General features: G+C 44.0%; 15 protein-coding genes. All 15 read right to left on the bottom strand.

What is annotated here, in order from left to right; all coding sequences use genetic code 11:
* Nucleotides 1-53: 53 nt before the first annotated feature.
* Complete coding sequence (locus tag RH96_RS02845; protein WP_010197090.1) at nt 54-1,442, bottom strand: hypothetical protein; 1,389 nt, start codon at nt 1,440-1,442, stop codon at nt 54-56.
* 92 nt (nt 1,443-1,534) lie between these two features.
* A complete protein-coding gene (locus tag RH96_RS02840) occupies nt 1,535-2,311 on the bottom strand; it encodes a hypothetical protein (RefSeq protein ID WP_010197089.1) in 777 nt (258 codons plus the stop codon).
* Between the two features lie 14 nt (nt 2,312-2,325).
* Nucleotides 2,326-3,108, bottom strand: coding sequence for a hypothetical protein (locus tag RH96_RS02835; RefSeq protein ID WP_010197088.1), 783 nt, complete (start codon nt 3,106-3,108; stop codon nt 2,326-2,328).
* A gap of 3 nt (nt 3,109-3,111) precedes the next feature.
* Nucleotides 3,112-3,462 carry a hypothetical protein gene (locus RH96_RS02830; protein WP_010197086.1) on the bottom strand — a complete coding sequence of 117 codons (351 nt, stop codon included), beginning with the start codon at nt 3,460-3,462 and terminating at the stop codon, nt 3,112-3,114.
* Nucleotides 3,463-3,538: 76 nt separating this feature from the next.
* Entirely contained in the window at nt 3,539-4,357 is an 819-nt protein-coding gene (locus tag RH96_RS02825) for a hypothetical protein (protein ID WP_010197084.1), read from the bottom strand.
* A 93-nt stretch (nt 4,358-4,450) separates the two neighbouring features.
* Nucleotides 4,451-6,259, bottom strand: a complete 1,809-nt coding sequence (locus RH96_RS02820; RefSeq protein ID WP_010197082.1) for a hypothetical protein — start codon at nt 6,257-6,259, stop codon at nt 4,451-4,453.
* 162 nt (nt 6,260-6,421) lie between these two features.
* Nucleotides 6,422-6,988, bottom strand: coding sequence for a hypothetical protein (locus tag RH96_RS02815; protein ID WP_010197081.1), 567 nt, complete (start codon nt 6,986-6,988; stop codon nt 6,422-6,424).
* On the bottom strand, nt 6,985-8,181 hold the full coding sequence (locus RH96_RS02810) for a hypothetical protein (RefSeq protein ID WP_010197080.1): 1,197 nt from the start codon (nt 8,179-8,181) through the stop codon (nt 6,985-6,987). Before RH96_RS02810 ends, RH96_RS02815 begins: the two co-directional genes overlap by 4 nt.
* Entirely contained in the window at nt 8,168-8,464 is a 297-nt protein-coding gene (locus RH96_RS02805; RefSeq protein WP_010197079.1) for a hypothetical protein, read from the bottom strand. Before RH96_RS02805 ends, RH96_RS02810 begins: the two co-directional genes overlap by 14 nt.
* Before the next feature lie 4 nt (nt 8,465-8,468).
* Nucleotides 8,469-10,748, bottom strand: a complete 2,280-nt coding sequence (locus RH96_RS14500; RefSeq protein ID WP_010197078.1) for a phage tail protein — start codon at nt 10,746-10,748, stop codon at nt 8,469-8,471.
* Between the two features lie 99 nt (nt 10,749-10,847).
* Complete coding sequence (locus tag RH96_RS02795; protein ID WP_010197077.1) at nt 10,848-12,815, bottom strand: Hint domain-containing homing endonuclease; 1,968 nt, start codon at nt 12,813-12,815, stop codon at nt 10,848-10,850.
* 10 nt (nt 12,816-12,825) lie between these two features.
* Entirely contained in the window at nt 12,826-13,365 is a 540-nt protein-coding gene (locus RH96_RS02790) for a hypothetical protein (RefSeq protein WP_010197075.1), read from the bottom strand.
* Between the two features lie 2 nt (nt 13,366-13,367).
* A complete protein-coding gene (locus tag RH96_RS02785; protein ID WP_010197074.1) occupies nt 13,368-14,264 on the bottom strand; it encodes a hypothetical protein in 897 nt (298 codons plus the stop codon).
* 12 nt (nt 14,265-14,276) lie between these two features.
* Entirely contained in the window at nt 14,277-15,212 is a 936-nt protein-coding gene (locus RH96_RS02780; protein ID WP_010197073.1) for a hypothetical protein, read from the bottom strand.
* Nucleotides 15,213-15,287: 75 nt separating this feature from the next.
* On the bottom strand, nt 15,288-17,498 hold the full coding sequence (locus tag RH96_RS02775) for an NERD domain-containing protein (RefSeq protein WP_010197072.1): 2,211 nt from the start codon (nt 17,496-17,498) through the stop codon (nt 15,288-15,290).
* Nucleotides 17,499-17,581 lie beyond the last annotated feature (83 nt).

Here is a 17,581-nt window from a genome sequence, read left to right as displayed (position 1 = left end):
GTTGTGTGGTTTACATAATGGCTGGGCACTGCTGGCAAGCAGCGCCTAGTAATTTATTTAGTAACGGTTGTTTTAAAGAATACTTGGCGTGCACAACCTTGAGGACGGCGGCTTAATTCCACGTCGGCTTTTGTGAATGGGTCACTAGGGCGTCGCGTAATGCGTAATGCATAATACAGACCACCTAACTCTTCTGATTTTTCTAACAAGCCATTGCCTTCATCATCTACAGCACAAGCATTGAGAAAGCGCTCACATTCGCTGGTTGCATCTTTGATAAAGCTTGCCATTCCCTTCAGCAAATGCTTTTTAACAATACTAACAACGCCGTTATCAGTGAAAGTGACAGATTCTGAAGCATTGATTAGTTTTAAAGCACTGTTAGCACTATCGTATTGCGTCAGTGCATCGCCATAAATCCAACGATCACCACCTGCGAATCTTTCATTGATTACTACATTAACACCAGCATCGGCAAGCGCATTTTGCGCTTCTTCATCAAGCGTTAAGCCACCAAACTTTTCCATATCACGAAAAGATATAGGGAAGTCATAGCCAGCAATTGGGCGATTGAGGGGCGGTATGCCTGAAGCATCGACAGCGGCGTTACGGATTAAAATTTGACCTAAATAATCACCAACGCATGGACGCCATTTCTTGCGCGCTAAAACCGATGCAGCGTTATTTGGCCGTGATTTGTTTGGATTCCAAAACAAACTAATGCGGTGATCGTTAAAGTTGAACGCTTCACTAATCGCTACAGCTGATTGCCAATCCGAGATATCGCCAATATCAATAAAAATATGTCCGTTGAGCTTGTCTGCCACTTCAGCAAGCGCTTCAATATTCGGCAAACTATCAGTCTCACACGTAACAATGTAGCGTGGTAAGTCACGCATATTGAGTAAGTTATTTTTAATCTGTATAGGTGTTAAATCAACTGCTGGGCTGGCTGGTACCGCAAGCTCTTTTGACTTAACCCGGTATGCACCCATGTTATTCAAGACACTATTAGCAACCAATGCGGCTTTGATTTTTTCAGCATCACTAGCGCGATAACTTGTAACCACTGAATCAAAGAAATCGTATTCACTGTCCATGGCGCCATAAAAATCTAGTTTTTTACTGATATAGCCAAACTCAGTGGAATGATTTTCTTCTAACGCCTCAATACCGCCGCCAGTATACAAGTAGCCCTGCATTTGAGTAATTTCACTGCCATCGATTTTATCGGTGAATGTGATATTAAAAATAAGATTGTTTAGCGGATCTCTGGCGGGTGCTGCTTTTTTATCATCAACAACCATTACCGTAGCAATAACGTTTGAATCAAAATTGTAGTGGGTATCCATCGCAATGCTAGCCAGCGAACTGGAGTTAGGCGCATTGCTTAACGTCATGGATGACGCAAGAATACTAAGATATAGCGTCTGTTGGGTCATAATAAAATGCCTATACTGTGTTGGTATTTCATCAGTATAGGCAAGGTTTGATTGAGACGTTTAGGGGTGTTCCATAGCTTGTTTAGCTGCTTTTAAGTTAAGCTTGTTATTTTTTGCGTCATGCCGTAACCCGCCTTAAAGACTATAGTGTCATTAGACCCGTCACCGCCATTGTCGGTGTAAACGGCTGGCGCGTAACCAGTGCTGTTTAAAGACGACTCTTGGCGTGTCACTCGCTCTTTGACCAGATCAAACGCATCGAAAAATGGCATTTCTGGTGTACCGAACCATTGGTTTCGAACCGCGCTAAAATCTGATTGAGTAAGGCGGCTAATAGTCAGTTTAGGATCTTTGAGTATTTTTAGCTCAAATTCTGCATTACCCCCGCTTGAAGCAGTCAACGCCTCACTCAAAACGCGATCTAACTGATCAATGGGTGTGTCTCTTATTAAGTCCATAAGGGTTAATGCCTGTTGGTCTGGGACGCCACCGCCACTCCCCGAAAAACCATTCACAATGAAACGTCTTAATAAAACTTCATCGAAACACGCCAAACTAACCGTATTGCTATGACTAGGATCTGTAATTGAGCTTATGACTGCTCCTATTGCTAACTGTCCAGCGCTGTCAATTTCCACAACGTTTGATAACGGGATGCTGCGAATAAAAGGCTTTCCGTTATTCAGTGCGGCATAGGGGTTCTCTGCTGCAAAAAATCGAGACAAAAGCACACTAACAACGTAATCATCTAAATCTACAGGCTTCGACGGGCTGGGTATATACGGCTCGTATACGCTCTCCGAAAAAGCATGAAAAAACACGCCGCTACCATCGCTAACGCTTGTTTTTAATACTGGTGACATATCCATAAAACTATCCTTAATTAACTTATTGTCGGTAGGTCTGGCATGGGTGTCGGACTTGGGTATCTAAATGCCATTGCATACCCGCCATTAAAGACGATAGTGTCATTAGACCCGTCACCGCCATTGTCGGTGTAAACGGCTGGCGCGTAACCAGTGCTGTTTAAAGACGACTCTTGGCGTGTCACTCGCTCTTTGACCAGATCAAACGCATCGAAAAATGATGAGCCATCCCCATACTCACTAGACACCGCCGTAAAGTCATCGGGCTTTACTCTGGTAATCGTTAGTTTGGGATTTTTGATAAATTGAGGCATTGCCACTAAACCAATACCAAAACCCTCTAAAACGCTGGGTATTTCTTGTAGGTTCATTGCCTCTAATTGCGCTACCTGATCACCTGATAGGCCAGCGCCTCGTAAGCTTTCAATAAAGCTTTTCTTTAGTGTGCTTTCACTAAAACACACCATACTCACCGTGTCACTATGTCCAATATTAGTAGTTGAGCTTTGATAATCGCCCATAACCACTGAGCTGTAAGGCTCTACTTGTGAGGTGTTGCTTATTGAGCGTGTCAATGATTTTAGTCTCATAGCGCCATCTAAATATGTGTAATCCCCCAGACTACCATTGACGGGATTTGACATAAAAAATTCATAAAAAAGAATGGCTACCACAATGTCGCTCTCATTAATGACGGCATTATTTGGTAATAATGGCAAAAGTATATCTTGCGAGAAATGATGGATGAATGCGCCGCTACCATCGTTTAATTCCATTTGAAGCATTGCTGACGTGAACATGGTTTACTCCGCTACTGTCGATAGGATCTCTGGTGGCATATTCATGTTTAGGTAGCTGATTTCTGACATTGGCGTGACAAATTTACCACCGCCAGTACGCAAGATACTTACTTCGCTAATACCACGTCTAAACGCATCCTCAACAGCTAAGTAACTCGGATTAGAAGGATCGTGACCTAATAGCGCCTTATAATTCTTCGCTGTCACTTTGAACGGCCTGTCCATGCGACCGCGCTTAAAACGACCCGTTATTACACCATTGGTAAGTGATGGTAAAACGGTCGTCTCTGATTTATCGATTACATCTTGGCGCTGTATGCCAGGCGCACTGCCTAAAATTTTGCTCTCAATCATGACTTAATCCTACTCTGATTATTGTTGGAAAGTGATCACAAGCCAGCCGTGATCACTATTAGGCTAATAAGAATCATTAATTAGTGATATGCAATTTCTTGCCACGCGTACTATTAAGCTGCTCAATATTTCGAACAATTTTATCCTTGTCAGTATTCGGCTTTATGTATATATCTGTGATACGACCAGCTTTAATAAGGGTGCAGCTGGCAGGTTCATAAATATCAAAATCACCAGTGTTTTTGACGCTAATGTGTGGCGCTGACGCTCGCATGCGCTCTACCATCTCTTGAAATGACTCACGTGGCGTATTGTTTTGCTCTAAAACTTTTTCAGGTGGCGTTTCGTCAATGGGTGCTGAATCATCGGCGGGTAGCTGACCTGCCGTTTCTGCTGGCTTGTCAGCTTCGTCTGCGCGATCGTCATTGCTGTCACTAATATTCGACGGCGCATCATGGTCGGCAACGTCAACCACTTCGTCAGACTTTTCGATACTATCTGAGCCTGTTTTATCGGCGTCGGTACCAACTTCGACATTCGGCTGCTCGCTAGGCGCATCATGCTCATCGCTAGTATCATCTTGAACCGTCTGTACATTTTCATCAGTATTTGCCTCAGCTGTTTCTAAGTTTTCACCAGTGTTTAGTTCGTCTTCTACCGTTGAATCATCTTGCTCATCAATGCGGTCATTGGCTGCGTCATCAAAATCCATTCCCTTAGCATTCATGACACGCCAAACCAGCGCGGCTTTGTTGTCATCGCTACGGTAATTGACTTCAAGGTCAACCAGTATTTCTTGTAACGCCTCTACATTATGGCTCTTATAAAACTGTACAAAACGAGGTTTTTTTTCAATTTCTTTCAAATTACCTGGTAACACTTTGATATCGGTCATAATCAATCCTTAGAATATTGTATTTGTTAAAAAAACCTTGCTGCCACGACTGACAACAAGGTTTAGGTGGCTAACTATTTACGGTTTTACCGCTTACATTTGCGGGATATTGAGCATTTCGACTAAGATAAATTGATTCGCAAAACGTGGAATCGGGTTAACTTGAGCGCCTTGACGAGTATAAGTAGCAACATCTTGCTCAAACGCATCAGCGTTTGATGTTAAGACCATTGGTGGTACTGCAATAAGTCCTACAAACGGAGCTTTAGCACGCTGGAGAGTACGCGGTGACATTAATGCCTGTGCAGTAGTACCGTCATCTTTTTCGTTAAACACACCCATCGATTCGGGTACGTAATAAACGTTAGCACCACTACTCTTCAAACGGCCAATACGATAAACGCTAGTTTGGTCACCGTACGGCAAGTCAGTCGGTTCAAAATACTTTTCATCCATACCAGTAAAGACCGCGGCGCCATTGTCTGATACCCAAACATCATAGCCTGCGACTGGCATATTGATTACTCGAGACAGACGCGTACGACCTTTACTTAGCGTCATACGCAAATTAGACAATGCTGTCGACAAGCTATTATGTACCACGCCAGTTTTCGCAAAATCAAACGTCATTACGCGACCCGTTTTAGGATCTTGGTTAGAGAGACACATGTTGACAGCGGTGCGTAACAAGCGTCCATGTTGTTCGAAATAGTAACGTTGCGTAACAATCGTTTGTGCTGCTCCGAACCAGTTAATACCTAATTCGTTAGCCAACTGAGTTATTGCATCAATCGTGGCAGTAGAGCGTGAGCGGCTTGGATGAGCAAAGATAGAACGGTGTAAAAACTTCATGTCAGTTGACGGTTCACGCAAGATTTTATTGCCGTTTCTGTCTTTGCGTTCGTAATCAAAAATCAACTCAACCGTTACATCGTCCGCTTCAGGCAAATCACCATTAGTACCGTCAAACTTAGCGGTAATCTTATGAGTATCAAGATCGGCTATACCAGATGTGAAGATGTAATTTTTATCACCAATTTTAACTGGTTCAATTTGTACTAATGGGCTTGCGCCTTCAGTTGTTGGATGATTGCGACTTTTATCTTCAGCGATCGCAATACCTTTGACAAATACCGTAACGCGCCCGCCTAGAAACGGCGCTAATGAAGATTTATCATCAACAATAAATTTAGTCGTATTGTTATCGCGGGTTTCTGCCGTATAAGCAACATGAGACACGACACTAAACTCACCTTCGTCATCGTCGTCCATTGTGACTGTATGAATGTTCTCAAGATAAGGCATGCCCGATTTTGGACCATCCATTAAATCGCCACGACGCATAACGCCCATGTCAATCCCAGCAACAGCATTGCCATATACCAAGGGAAGCTCATTACTACCGGTTGGGTTGGGCAACATCGTTACGATTGGCAATGAATTTGAAATACCTATCGCAATCACAACTGACGTGGCTGCAGGCACGATACTTAATGCTTCGTGATGTCCTAACGTTAGGCTGTCAAAAGTACGTTCGTTAGGATCTTGCTTTTCAAGACCGAACATACATGCTGCAGTAGTTAGTGCAGCAGCAACAGCGTACTCATCAGGCATTTCACCGCCATTACGGCGTTGATACTCCGCGATACCATCAGCTAAACCATCGAAAATAGCCTGCTTGTCTTCTGCCATATATGGGCTAGATAGCATGCGCTGCATTGAAACTGGCAAGTCAGCCATCGCCGCTTCACGGCCACCTTTGTTGCTTGCCAGCATAGAGTCAAACGCCACTTCTTCATTACCAGCGGTGTTTTTGTCTTCTAAAAAGCGCATGACACGGCGTGTTGCCTGTACTTCTTTCTGCGCGGCCTTGTTTAAAATTGCTGCTTGCTTCTTATCCATGGGTATTAATCCTATGTGGTCCGGGTTGGATATGTAAAACATCTAAATTGATAGGATTAATGTTAATAGCCTTTCGGATAAGCGATTTAGGGGTGTTCCAAACGTAAAAAAGCCGCTTAGTTAGCGGCTTTTCTTTTTAAATCGATAAGTTTAATTCGTTGATTACTCATAAGGTACTGCCACATCGTCTATATCTTCTTCTCTGAACGCATCTAGATAATTGAGGTCAAAACGTTGCGCTAATGCGTAACGCTTACCGTGATTTGCCATCATTGATAAACCCATAACACCAGTACACTCATGATACTCTTTGTGTTCATTGAGCAGTAAGCAAAAGAGGTCCCCTTTCTTTGGCTCCCAATCAGGCGCATTTTTCAAACGATCATCACCTTGAAGCTCAATATCATAGGGCTCAATCAATGCCATTGATGACATCTCTTCAGGCAAAATGAACATGCCAGTGTCATGAGATGCGCCGCCAAGCATATCAAGCATCAAAACCATGGCATGACCTAATTGTTCGTAATCGATAGCATGATCCTCGCTGCTACTGACTACGCCAAGTCCTGCCCACGTATCAAATTTGCGCTCATTATCGCTATTTGTCACAGGCTTAACGACGCGGCGAAACACAAAAGCTGGAATCACAGACTGACTGCGTAACGTGATAATTCTATTTGTCAGACGTTGGCCACTCGCAACCAACTTATTTTCAATACGTAAGCTCATTGCTTGCCCCATTTTGCTTGATAGTTTTTAATTTCAGACTGATAGATGGCTTTGAAGTTGTCAGGCACGCCTTGCCTGGTAATTTGCTTTTTAGCGTACTGGTAACTACTACGTTCTGCCTGCGTCGGTTGATTAGGCTGGCGAGCTTGAGCCGCCTTTTGTTCTGCCTTGATTTGCTTTTGAGCATCTGTTGCCGCTTGTTCGATTCGCTTGCTCCAATGCAAACGACCGTTCCAATTATTCAGTGCTTGAGTCTGCTTCATCGCCTCACGCTCTAACTCGGTACCGGTGCGACGATGAGGCTTAACCTGATTGCTGGCTTTGGCAATATCGTCCCGTGCATAACCTTGTATCTTAGAAATCATATGCGCACTTGTGACGTACTTCATGACGCGTAGTGCATGCTTACAAGCCACACCAGTTAATTTAGGGTTGCGAGTTGAAGGATAGCGGTTTTCATCGAGGCCGTAATTATACTTGCCTACTGTGGCAACATAACGATACCAATACTGATGGCGACCGCAGTCACAATCAAACCTGACCTTGCCATCAATGACGGCTTTTCTTACGTCAACTATGCTTGGCGCTTTAGTCCGACTCAGCAATAGATTAGGGTAATCAAGCAGCTGTACCGTCACATAATGATGAGTGTCTTTACTACCGATACCGGCGTTCGTGAAAAAACTGATCACATTGCCTTTGCGCTTGAAGACGCTGGCAAGATGGATTTGGGTATTAGCGCGTTTGATGTCTTCTATACGTGACTGGTTAATTACCTGTTGAGGCGTAATACCGCCCAAGAATTTGTTTGAAGCTGCTTTGACGTTCGCCAGGTACGCTTCTAACACCGCAGCATTGAGCGTCTTTTTCAGCTCGCGGTTGCGCTTCGTATCGCCAAGGGTAAATTCAAGCAACTCGCCAGCACTAATGCCGGCCTTACTTTTGGCGCTCTTAACAAGTGATTCTAGCTTTTTCGTTGTCAGACGTTCGCCATGCTTGATGTCAGCCATCGCATCTTTAAGATATTGATTGTGACGGCTGGCATGCTTACGCTGTTGGCCAACGGTCTTACCAGTTTGCGTTCGCCACTGCCTAAGTTCTTCAAGTGTCATACTGTTAAGCTTGCGATCTTGATAACTTGTACTGTCTTCACGATCCGGGCTTAAGAAGTCTTCCATATCACTGAAGGGCATTTGCTGACTCCTTTACGATATGTGATCGCTTAAGCTCAGTTAAGCTTGCCAGCATCGGCAAGTATATACGGCGATTTGGTAATGCCTCGCCAATACGATTGGTGCCAGCGCAAACCATGACAACATCTGCGTCGTCACGGTTGCCATATACACGGTATGCGATAAGGGTTGGGTCATGCGTCTCATCTGTACCCACGTCCCATACGATCAGCTTATCTGTACGCCCTCGTCGATATAGAAGGTCAACATGAGTGCGAACAGCGTTTAGATAGATATTTCTCATAACGCTAGCGCCCTTTGGTTGTACCACTGCCAAAATTGGTAATAGTCACGTTACCCTCTTTTGCATACCCAGCTAACCCGCCACTGGCTGGTGGTATATACCAATTCATATCGGCAGGGGTTGCATCTGTTGCTTGATCACCCGTGTAAAGATAAAGCTTGTCAAAGTGTCCTGATTCACCAGACTCACCAAAATCACCACCGTTACCGCCACGGGTTAATGTTGCATCGTCTCCCTCTGGATAAGGTGAGCTAGTAGCGGAATCTGAATCCGTCACGGATGCCGCTAAGTTAGCCCCGCCCAATCCTTTATTGTTTAAATTTGCTGATTGAGACATTTTTAATTGAAGCGCGCCATTTAAAGCATAACCCGCTGAATGGAATATTCTGTATTTAGAAAAACCAGTTGAAGCTCTAGAGTTTGTTGATGTGGTTGATAACTCTAAGTTTATGGCGCGTGTTTCCTCTATATCTGAGGCGGTATATTCAGACGGGTAGTAGTAGTCCCCTTCTGACCCTGAAGTGTTAGCCAATGACCCCGCAACACGCTGAAAGAGTATTGCGTAAAATCCGCTTTCAGGTAAAGGTAATTTTAAATCCGTCACAGCGTCATCTTGCAGGTACATTGTGTATGTTGACTCGTTGGGTGACCTTTGACCGAATGGCGCACCGCCACCAGTACCACCACCACCAATAACATAACCAGCAGAGCCGCCAGTTTTGTAAGCACCAAGTCCACCACCACCACCACCACCAGCAGCAACTATGTTGTAATTCTCAACAACGATTGCCGTTGTTAGCGCTTTAACGGACGTACCGCCGTTACCGCCAGCCTCAGGGTTTCTCATTAGCGATTTGCTTGTGCTTAATATATCTCCATCACTACCCCAAGATTTACGCTTATACGCACTACGCCCACCATCACCACCGCGTCCTAAGATACGACCACGGTTTTCGATGATAATTTCTGAACCTAGCGGCCATTTACTGCCATCTACTATGGCTGGTGTTGTCGTATTAGGCGCTACAATGTCCACGCCAGCGTCAACAATAAAACGGACATTATCGGTTGCCGTTGGATATGATCCGCTTTGTTGTTTGTAATACTCATCAAGCTCAATACCATTGTTAGTGCTCTGCGTTATGTGAACGACCGTCTCATTGTACCCAGCATCCGTAATTGGTACATTGAGCGACAAATTAGCGGGTGCGCCAACGATCAAACGGACGTGTTTTTGCGCTTCTTCTTCGTGGTCATCGGGTGTGGTAGTAAAGTCGATAACAGCTTGGCCGTTTCTGAGTATAACCGTACTATTATCGCTTTTTTCGGGCGTGGTTATGTCGTTACTACTGGCGTTTAATACCCCTTCCTTGACCGACAAGTTAAGTATTTGACCGTCTGGCAAGTTATTGGCCGTTATAGTAAAGCGGACGGTACTACCCTCGTTAATGGCCGTTTTATTGGCAACCACTTTCCAGACCGTCTCAATATTATCTTCAGGGTCGTAACGCTCGAATGTATGTGTCGTTTGTAGTGGGTAGACGTGTGGACGTGCGCCACTTGCCGCTAGATCAGTTATACCGCGCTGACCTAGCACAATGCCATAGTCGTTAATAAATGGGTCGCTTGGATCAGATGATACAAAGATCTTGCCAGTAACACGTCTCCACGCCGTATCTAACCCTAAAATGTCGTCAAATAGCGGCTTAGGATTAACGGGTATGTGCGTATGGTGCTGGTAGCCGAACGGATAAAGGGCCTGCATAGCCATCTGAAAACGGGTTTTATTCAAGTATTGCGGATGGGGATCAGGCGCGGCCAAGTGGTTTTCCATAATCACAAGAGATAACGCACCATTTGGATCGGTGGTTACAGTGATATTTTCAGCGTCTACTTCTTTAAGTGATAATCCGTACGACATGACAAACGTAATATCAGGATGCACAGTAAATAGCGCATCATCTTCTGATGCTGCGACCGCGAATAAAATCCCTGTATCTGTAAACAAACCCACTTCATAAATAGATTTTGTTGTGGGCGATGTTATATCACTACTAAATCTAAGTGTATTGCTGGCACGTTCGATATCACCTGATACTATAGGTCCTTTCATAATCTCAGATTTTAATGATGTCTCATTACCAGTGGGCGTGTACTTGCCGATACCAATAGCAACTTGTGATAGGCTGATTTGTACCTTTGGAGTGCCAGCATTGGCAGATAGTGCGGCTTGCTTGCCAGCTTCAGTGACTTTAAAAATAATTGGCTTAGGATTTGTGGCCATGATTGTTATCCGTGATTGCTGTTTTGATGTTTATAATTCTAACGGCTAATCTCACGGCGCCGCTGGCGTGTTCCAACATAACAATACTGGCGTATAACTCTACATTGCATCGGCAAATTCATTGAGCTCGTCCCAGTCCTCTTGTTCTTTTTCGGTACCTTTAAATGTCACGTTATTACTTGGTGAATAGCTAATTCTCTCCATATAAATAAAAGCTAGCGTATCCGCGATGTCAGGCGAGGTAATACCTTCGCTTAACATGTCTTTCTTACTCATGATTCCCCAACGTCCCTTCTCATCGAAAAAGTAAGGCAACCGGCTCATCTGTGTCTCAAAATTCTGCATCAACTGATACATCCTGAGTACTTTTGACGAGATGCTAAAGATCCCGCGATCAACAGCTCTGGTCATGGTCACATAAGCATGAGCGCGCTTATTAAAGTAATCCAGTTTCAGTGAATTGTTAAAGCAAGGACCACCCCAATGCACAGACTCAAAATATAACCCTTCAGCTTTTAACGACTGGCAAAGTCCCATACCCGCGCCCATTGGATCGATAACCAGTGTCGCGCCTGGATACTCTGCAACTGCTGCGTAAATCTGAGCCTTAAGCTCGTTGATATCGGCACGGTTGCTAAACAATGGGATGTCGACAATGTGGGTGTGTCGCTCATCACGGCCCTTATAATCTTTATCAACAACTTTTGCGACGGTGATAACACTGTGATCGCGCCCAACGTTGCCGCCTACGTCGACTGTAATGATATAACCATATTCGTCTTGCTCAGTGACGACCGGCTTACGCTTAATCATCCGCGCAATTTCAGAGCGTGTTAATAGGAACTTCCCTTTCAATTCAGGGAACTTGCCACGAATACGAATGAGATAACCGGGGTGATTGCGGCTACCGTATTGATATAGGGCTTCGACTAACTTGGCTTTAGAAACCAGTGGTGATAATTCGCCATTAAACTCTAACGCAATCCATATCCCGCCTTTTTTGTAGCTTAGACTGTGATGCGTGTCGTAAAAGAAACCCGTATTGGTTGCTGGCTGGCTCGTTAATACTGCTCGGTTATTTTCATGAGTCAATGCACCGATCGCAACTTCCATGACAGCATCATCGATACCACATGCTTCGTCGGCCCAAACCATATAGTGGTCGCCATGCTGTCCGGCAATGTTTGTCGGCTGATGCTTAGGCGCCGTTTTGGCGAACACGAACCAGGTATCTTTAAAGCCTTTGATGTAAATTTTTTCTGATAGCACGACGATAAAATCGGCTAGCCAGCCTAGTATCGGGTTATTGCGCAAGCGCTGGATACAGATATTAATCTCTTTCCACACGACCGTGCGCAGCTGGCCAATTTGCGGTGCTGTGAACAACATGACGGATTCAGGATAGAAAAGAAGATGCCACAATGCGATGATGCCAGCACTACGGGATTTACCCGTGTTATGCAGCACCATGCCGTCAGCACCCAAAAACTGACCATTGCCATCAAGCGTAAATCCGTAATACCGACCTTCACCTAGCGGCTCAATGCTGACAACTGGCATATCAACCAGTACGCCGCCAACATTACTGAAGCAATAAAAGCCAGGACCAATGTCATGCTCGACATAATCTTTAACGGTTAGAGTTTTTTCGATACCGGCCCGGCGTACTACCAAGATATGGCTTTCGTTAAAAACGTAGTTGCTGCCATCGCTATAAGTGAAGCGATAGAGGTTTTCTGTGCCTCGAGCAAGGTCCATGACATTACGAACGCTTTTGCCGTCATCGCCCATAAGAAGGTCGTCCACGCAAATATCTTGCACATACTTAGACGATCCATCTGACAGCATGATTTTGGTGTTATAGCCAAAACAACCATGGCCTGAAGCAACCGATGTACGACTACCCGGTATTTGAATTGACTTAAAAAGCAGCTCTTGTTGATGCGTTACCGCTTGGCCCGCATCAAACGTCATGTTTAATGCTTCAACGGCGAAACGCGTGATGTCATACCGATACCGGTCGCAAACTTCAAGCCATTCAGGCAGCTCTAATAAACTCTCTATCATTGCTACTCACTTAGATGCTGAACGGCATCATGTCATAGCTGTCGTCTCCAGCGTCATTTTGCAGCTGCTCGCTTGGTCGTGTGATTACATAGCCACCGTGTGCCTTTCTAGCTGCCCAGACGGCAAGCAATACGGCAATGTGACCGTTATTAATACCCATGCTGTCAAAGTCTAGTGCACGCCCCTTGTCATCAACTTTGCGCGTCTGTATGACGTTGCGTGGGTCGTATTGTTTCAATGCAGGCTCAATCAACAATAAGTTGCTTGCTACTGCAGCTTTATAGGAAGCCATGACTTCACGCATCTGCTCTCGCTCATCAAAAGACATACCCCAATGGTTAAATACATTTGGCGTATCTGTGACGACAAGGGTGTTTGGCGTATTGACTAGCTGTTCTTTCCATTCTGCTGAGCGTTGTATTTTGATTTTCCCGCTGTCTACAAGCGTTGCTGCTAACACTCTTACCGCGTCGCCGTCGTAAGTTGCTGCTCGCGCGTCAATAACAACGACTTTTGAGTTGATTGGCTTTTTAGGCGTTTGTTCGCTCATAACTAATAACCCCCTATGTGGCTTTCAGTGATTTGGCCAGTGATAGGATCTATGGTGACGCGTGTATGAGTGTCTGTAGCCTCTTCGATCACATCAGCCTCAACGACGAAACTGTTTAGCTCATCATCAGGATCACGCCCGCCATCAATTGGCGGTAGACCTGGCGGTATGCTGCCGTCCGGTTCACCTGTGTCTGTAATGTCATCATCAAGCCCGCCAAGACCGACGACTGTGGGTTCAAGTCCTACAATCAAGCAATCTACGGTCGTGCCATAGATTGTTTTAACCCCAATATCAATTTTGTCAGGGAACAGCGTATTTTCGACAACTCGAAAATTCCAACTCTCTCTAATAATGGTCGTGCCAGCGTTGGCCAAATCGTAAGACACGTCAAAGCCACGCTTTGCTTCGTTTTTCCAAAAGCTGACAAACTGGTTGGCAATGGAGGATGCCGCGTGAGGGTCTGAGCAAAAGAAAGCAATCTGACAACGATAAGTGACTGGCGTAGTGCGTAGTTGCACCACACGCTGCAAAGGGTCAGTTGGTACGACAATGTTTTGCCAGTACGGTTGGCCAATTACTATATCCCTTTCAGGTGGTGACTCAACGCCACTGATGGCAGTAATCATGACTGGCAAACTGACAGATGTGCCTGAGTTTGTGGGGTCGTTACTGGCGGTAGCGTTATCGTTTTCTTGTACAGACCTAAGCAAGGCTTCTGCATCATCAATCATGCTGGTTTTGCCAACCACGATTGCACCTTCAACGCGGCGTGTTTTCCAGTCTCTGATTGATTGCTGGCCAGCTGGCGAGCACCATTGCCTGAAATCACGAAGCTTCTTACCCCACGCGATTTGGATGGACTCTTGAGGCGACATTAAATGATGTTCTTGACTCATAACATGCTCCAATTAACGACGTAGGCGACTGAAAATAGAGCGGCGGTCACGGCGTTCTGCGAGTTCTAAACGTTCCGCTTGTTCTTCTGCAGCACTCAAAGCTGTTTTGAGGTCTTGATCACTGGTACTGTCAAAAGCAAAGCTATCCCACTCGGCTTGCACCGAATCAAATGAAGTTGATTGGCAGATTAGGCCATCAAGTATTTCGTCTTCACGGTCGCCGCGGCGCGTTCTGAGTCTTTCAAGATTTTGCTGGCGGGTTAAATATGCGTCTTGAGCTTGCGCGGCTTCATTTTGATAATGCTCAATCATTGCCTGCGCGCTTATAGCCCCATTAATGTTGTCGTATTGATGCAAGATTGCCGTCTCAAGTGCTGACTTGATAGCGGCTTGCTGAGGCGTGACGTTAGTAATACTGTCGAAACAAAGCTCACCTTCCTCTCCTTCGATGAATAAGGAGTCAAATAAGGCATTGCCACGATTGGTGTTGTAGTTTGGCTGGCGTACGTAATCAAAACCGTGAAAACCTGTCACGTCATACATGCCAGCATTGCCACGCTTACGCGTGATGGCACTACTAAATCCGCCAGCTTTGCCAAGGTACAAGTTACGTGAATATTTGCCACTATCGGTATCTAGAAACTCGTGCTTCGCACTGACATTGCCGTCATTATCTGCTGACAATTTGATAGTGCGAATAGCGGGCTCAATACGGATTGTTTCGCCGTTAGGTCCAATCCAAGAATCAGGCGGATTCATACCAAATCGTGCGCGGATTTCGTGGCCGTAATAGCCGAATAGGTCGCCACTATTTACAAGCTCTTGGACACCGGGTGAATTGATATGATTGATTGCGGATCTAATGTCCATATCTGAGCGATCGATGCCGTTGTGCTTACGGTCCCGATTAGCTAGATTGTAAGTAATTAGCTCTGTTTTTTTTGGCATGAAAAAAGCCCCTTAAAGTAAACGTTGAATACGTCTAGTTTAAGGGGCGTTTTGAGGCTGGCTTGTGGGGTGTTCCTACTTGTTTATACAGCAGTGCTTGTACTTTTTATCATTACCGCATGGACAAGGCTCATTTCTTCCTATCTTTTCATGAGTTATCTGTGGCTTTTGGCCAAAGGAGAGTTTTTTTATATCTTTTATACGAACTGCTGATGAAGTAGGCTTGAGATTCGCTACCAACTTTTCCATCTCATCTGATTTGACCCACTTACTTTCATGGTAAGAAGCAAATCGGAATCTACCTTGGTTGGGACTAAAACAGCACCCTACCCAAGATTCTGCTTTGTAAGTGTATTTTCGTTTCTCGCAATGGGCAACAAGCTTCTTATATGCAGTATCACTTTCGTTTTCATTACAATGAATTGTTAAACCTGTTTTTTCCTCGGGAAAAGGAAGAGAAATATCATGGTGGCGATAGTCCTTTTTAAATTGAGCAACCATCTTTGAAATGAATTCATTAAGTTGGTCAATGGTATCACTACTCATTGATAGAAGTAGAAACCCTAGCTGCTGGAGACCATAATCAGTCGATAATTTAATGTCATCGATTATTCCTCCTATATGGGTATTTTTATGAGCAGTAAGTAAACCTTCAGGTGTCGTTTCGCCTTCATAACCGTCCCTTCTAGCCAGCATCGCTAACTCCAAATCTACCGAAATATCATCATCCAGCATAATTAGGTCAGGGTTTTCACTGAAATAAAGGTTTTGCTTTATGTATATTGAAAGTATTACTAGCTCATGGTTAGAAAGGACTGACTCACCATAGTCGCTTCGCTTAATGAGGTAGTCTAAAACCAATAATGGAGATGCCAGCATTTCTGTGATCATATCAATTAAAAAAACATCCATTACATAAGGGTGCTTTATTACATCGGTAGTTTGATACTTTAGAAAGTGTCTAGCTTGAGCAGAAAGAGCAGGAAAGTGATCGGACACAATACAAACAGGAAATATCGTCTTAAAACTAGATGGAATATTGATTTCGTTGCCAGATTCATCTCTATACACACATCCGTCTTTCTGTAACAGTTGGCTGCACAAGTGCGCTTGGTTATAAGCATCTTGAATTGCTTTTTTAAAATCACTTTCAAGTTGCTTACTATTTCCTTTACGAGCTTCAATAGTGAGCTTTTTGGATTTGGCTTGTACCACTATCGCGAATTCGCCAAATGTGACCAAGACATCGATTTCTCCCGCCTTGTCTTTACCATCGAAGATATCTATGTTGGTTAGAACATTTTCTTCACCAAACACTAGTGCTAAACGCTCAGCAGTAAAATCTTCTGTAAAAGCTCCTCTATGGTCACTTGCTATAACTTTATAAGCGTCATCTGCGTTAAACCAAAAGAACGGATTTTCATAGAGAGCTTCCCATAAGCTATATGCTTGAAAGCTTACAAAGTTATCTTCATCAACTTTGATTATAGGAAAAGCATTTTTGTAGTTAAAGTCATCTACGGATTTAAAGCATTTCATCCCTTCTTCAGCCTTAGCCGAAAATGCAGCAATCACAGCTCTGACAACTCCTTCATTCAAACCACTTTGAGTTACAACTTCGGAGACATTGAAACTAAATAAAGGTAGATGGTATGGTAATGGCCAACCTTCTACTGAAGAGACAGCTGTATTAACTTTCTCTAATTGAATTTGTTCTATTGCAGAAATAATATCAACTGCTTGCGAAATTCTAAAACCTTTATGTGCTTCAATCCAATCTTCATCAAGAGAATAACGACGTTTAGCTAAATCTCTATATTGATGTTTAAAAACTCCGTCCCCTCCGTAGAAAATAGCTTCACGCATAAAGTGATTCTTATCTATAGTTGGATTTATATCTCGTATGAATTCACCAAAGTCAGGTATATCATCACTATCTTTGTTATCAAATTTTGCAGACAAAGCTTCAATATCTAGTGAGGGATAAAAGCTATGGTGTAATTCGTCAAGAAGCCGCCAGACAAGCTCAGCTTTTTCTTTTAATTTATCTAATTCCAATTTTTTATCATTAAATCCACTTTTGCATGCAAGGCCAATGAGTGTCGAAAGTTCAGTTCTAGATAGCCGAGTCCTATCGTAAACTTGTGAGAAAGCTTCTCTATCTAACTTTTCACTAGAAAAGTAAATGAAAGTGTCTTTACAACAAAAAAAAGCGACAACTTCCCAAAAACCTTCTTGGGTACTAAGTAACTCTAGTTGATCAAAAATTTCTTGCTCAGTTCTCATAGAATTTTCCAAATGTAGGTTAATTTATACTTAATTTAGCATATAGGAAACTACAAGTTCATACCTAAAAAATATATTAACCA

The sequence above is a fragment of the Psychrobacter sp. PAMC 21119 genome, from assembly GCF_000247495.1.
Taxonomy (GTDB): Bacteria; Pseudomonadota; Gammaproteobacteria; order Pseudomonadales; family Moraxellaceae; genus Psychrobacter; species Psychrobacter glaciei.
Note: the sequence above shows the minus strand (reverse complement) of the source record. Positions and strands in the feature narration are given on the sequence as shown.

Coding starts and splice junctions, on each gene's coding strand:
- RH96_RS02790 (WP_010197075.1), bottom strand. CDS start 13,365: ATGAGCGAACAAACGCCTAAAAAGCCAATCAACTCAAAAGTCGTTGTT.
- RH96_RS02830 (WP_010197086.1), bottom strand. CDS start 3,462: ATGATTGAGAGCAAAATTTTAGGCAGTGCGCCTGGCATACAGCGCCAA.
- RH96_RS02840 (WP_010197089.1), bottom strand. CDS start 2,311: ATGGATATGTCACCAGTATTAAAAACAAGCGTTAGCGATGGTAGCGGC.
- RH96_RS14500 (WP_010197078.1), bottom strand. CDS start 10,748: ATGGCCACAAATCCTAAGCCAATTATTTTTAAAGTCACTGAAGCTGGC.
- RH96_RS02835 (WP_010197088.1), bottom strand. CDS start 3,108: ATGTTCACGTCAGCAATGCTTCAAATGGAATTAAACGATGGTAGCGGC.
- RH96_RS02825 (WP_010197084.1), bottom strand. CDS start 4,357: ATGACCGATATCAAAGTGTTACCAGGTAATTTGAAAGAAATTGAAAAA.
- RH96_RS02820 (WP_010197082.1), bottom strand. CDS start 6,259: ATGGATAAGAAGCAAGCAGCAATTTTAAACAAGGCCGCGCAGAAAGAA.
- RH96_RS02785 (WP_010197074.1), bottom strand. CDS start 14,264: ATGAGTCAAGAACATCATTTAATGTCGCCTCAAGAGTCCATCCAAATC.
- RH96_RS02775 (WP_010197072.1), bottom strand. CDS start 17,498: ATGAGAACTGAGCAAGAAATTTTTGATCAACTAGAGTTACTTAGTACC.
- RH96_RS02845 (WP_010197090.1), bottom strand. CDS start 1,442: ATGACCCAACAGACGCTATATCTTAGTATTCTTGCGTCATCCATGACG.
- RH96_RS02780 (WP_010197073.1), bottom strand. CDS start 15,212: ATGCCAAAAAAAACAGAGCTAATTACTTACAATCTAGCTAATCGGGAC.
- RH96_RS02795 (WP_010197077.1), bottom strand. CDS start 12,815: ATGATAGAGAGTTTATTAGAGCTGCCTGAATGGCTTGAAGTTTGCGAC.
- RH96_RS02815 (WP_010197081.1), bottom strand. CDS start 6,988: ATGAGCTTACGTATTGAAAATAAGTTGGTTGCGAGTGGCCAACGTCTG.
- RH96_RS02805 (WP_010197079.1), bottom strand. CDS start 8,464: ATGAGAAATATCTATCTAAACGCTGTTCGCACTCATGTTGACCTTCTA.
- RH96_RS02810 (WP_010197080.1), bottom strand. CDS start 8,181: ATGCCCTTCAGTGATATGGAAGACTTCTTAAGCCCGGATCGTGAAGAC.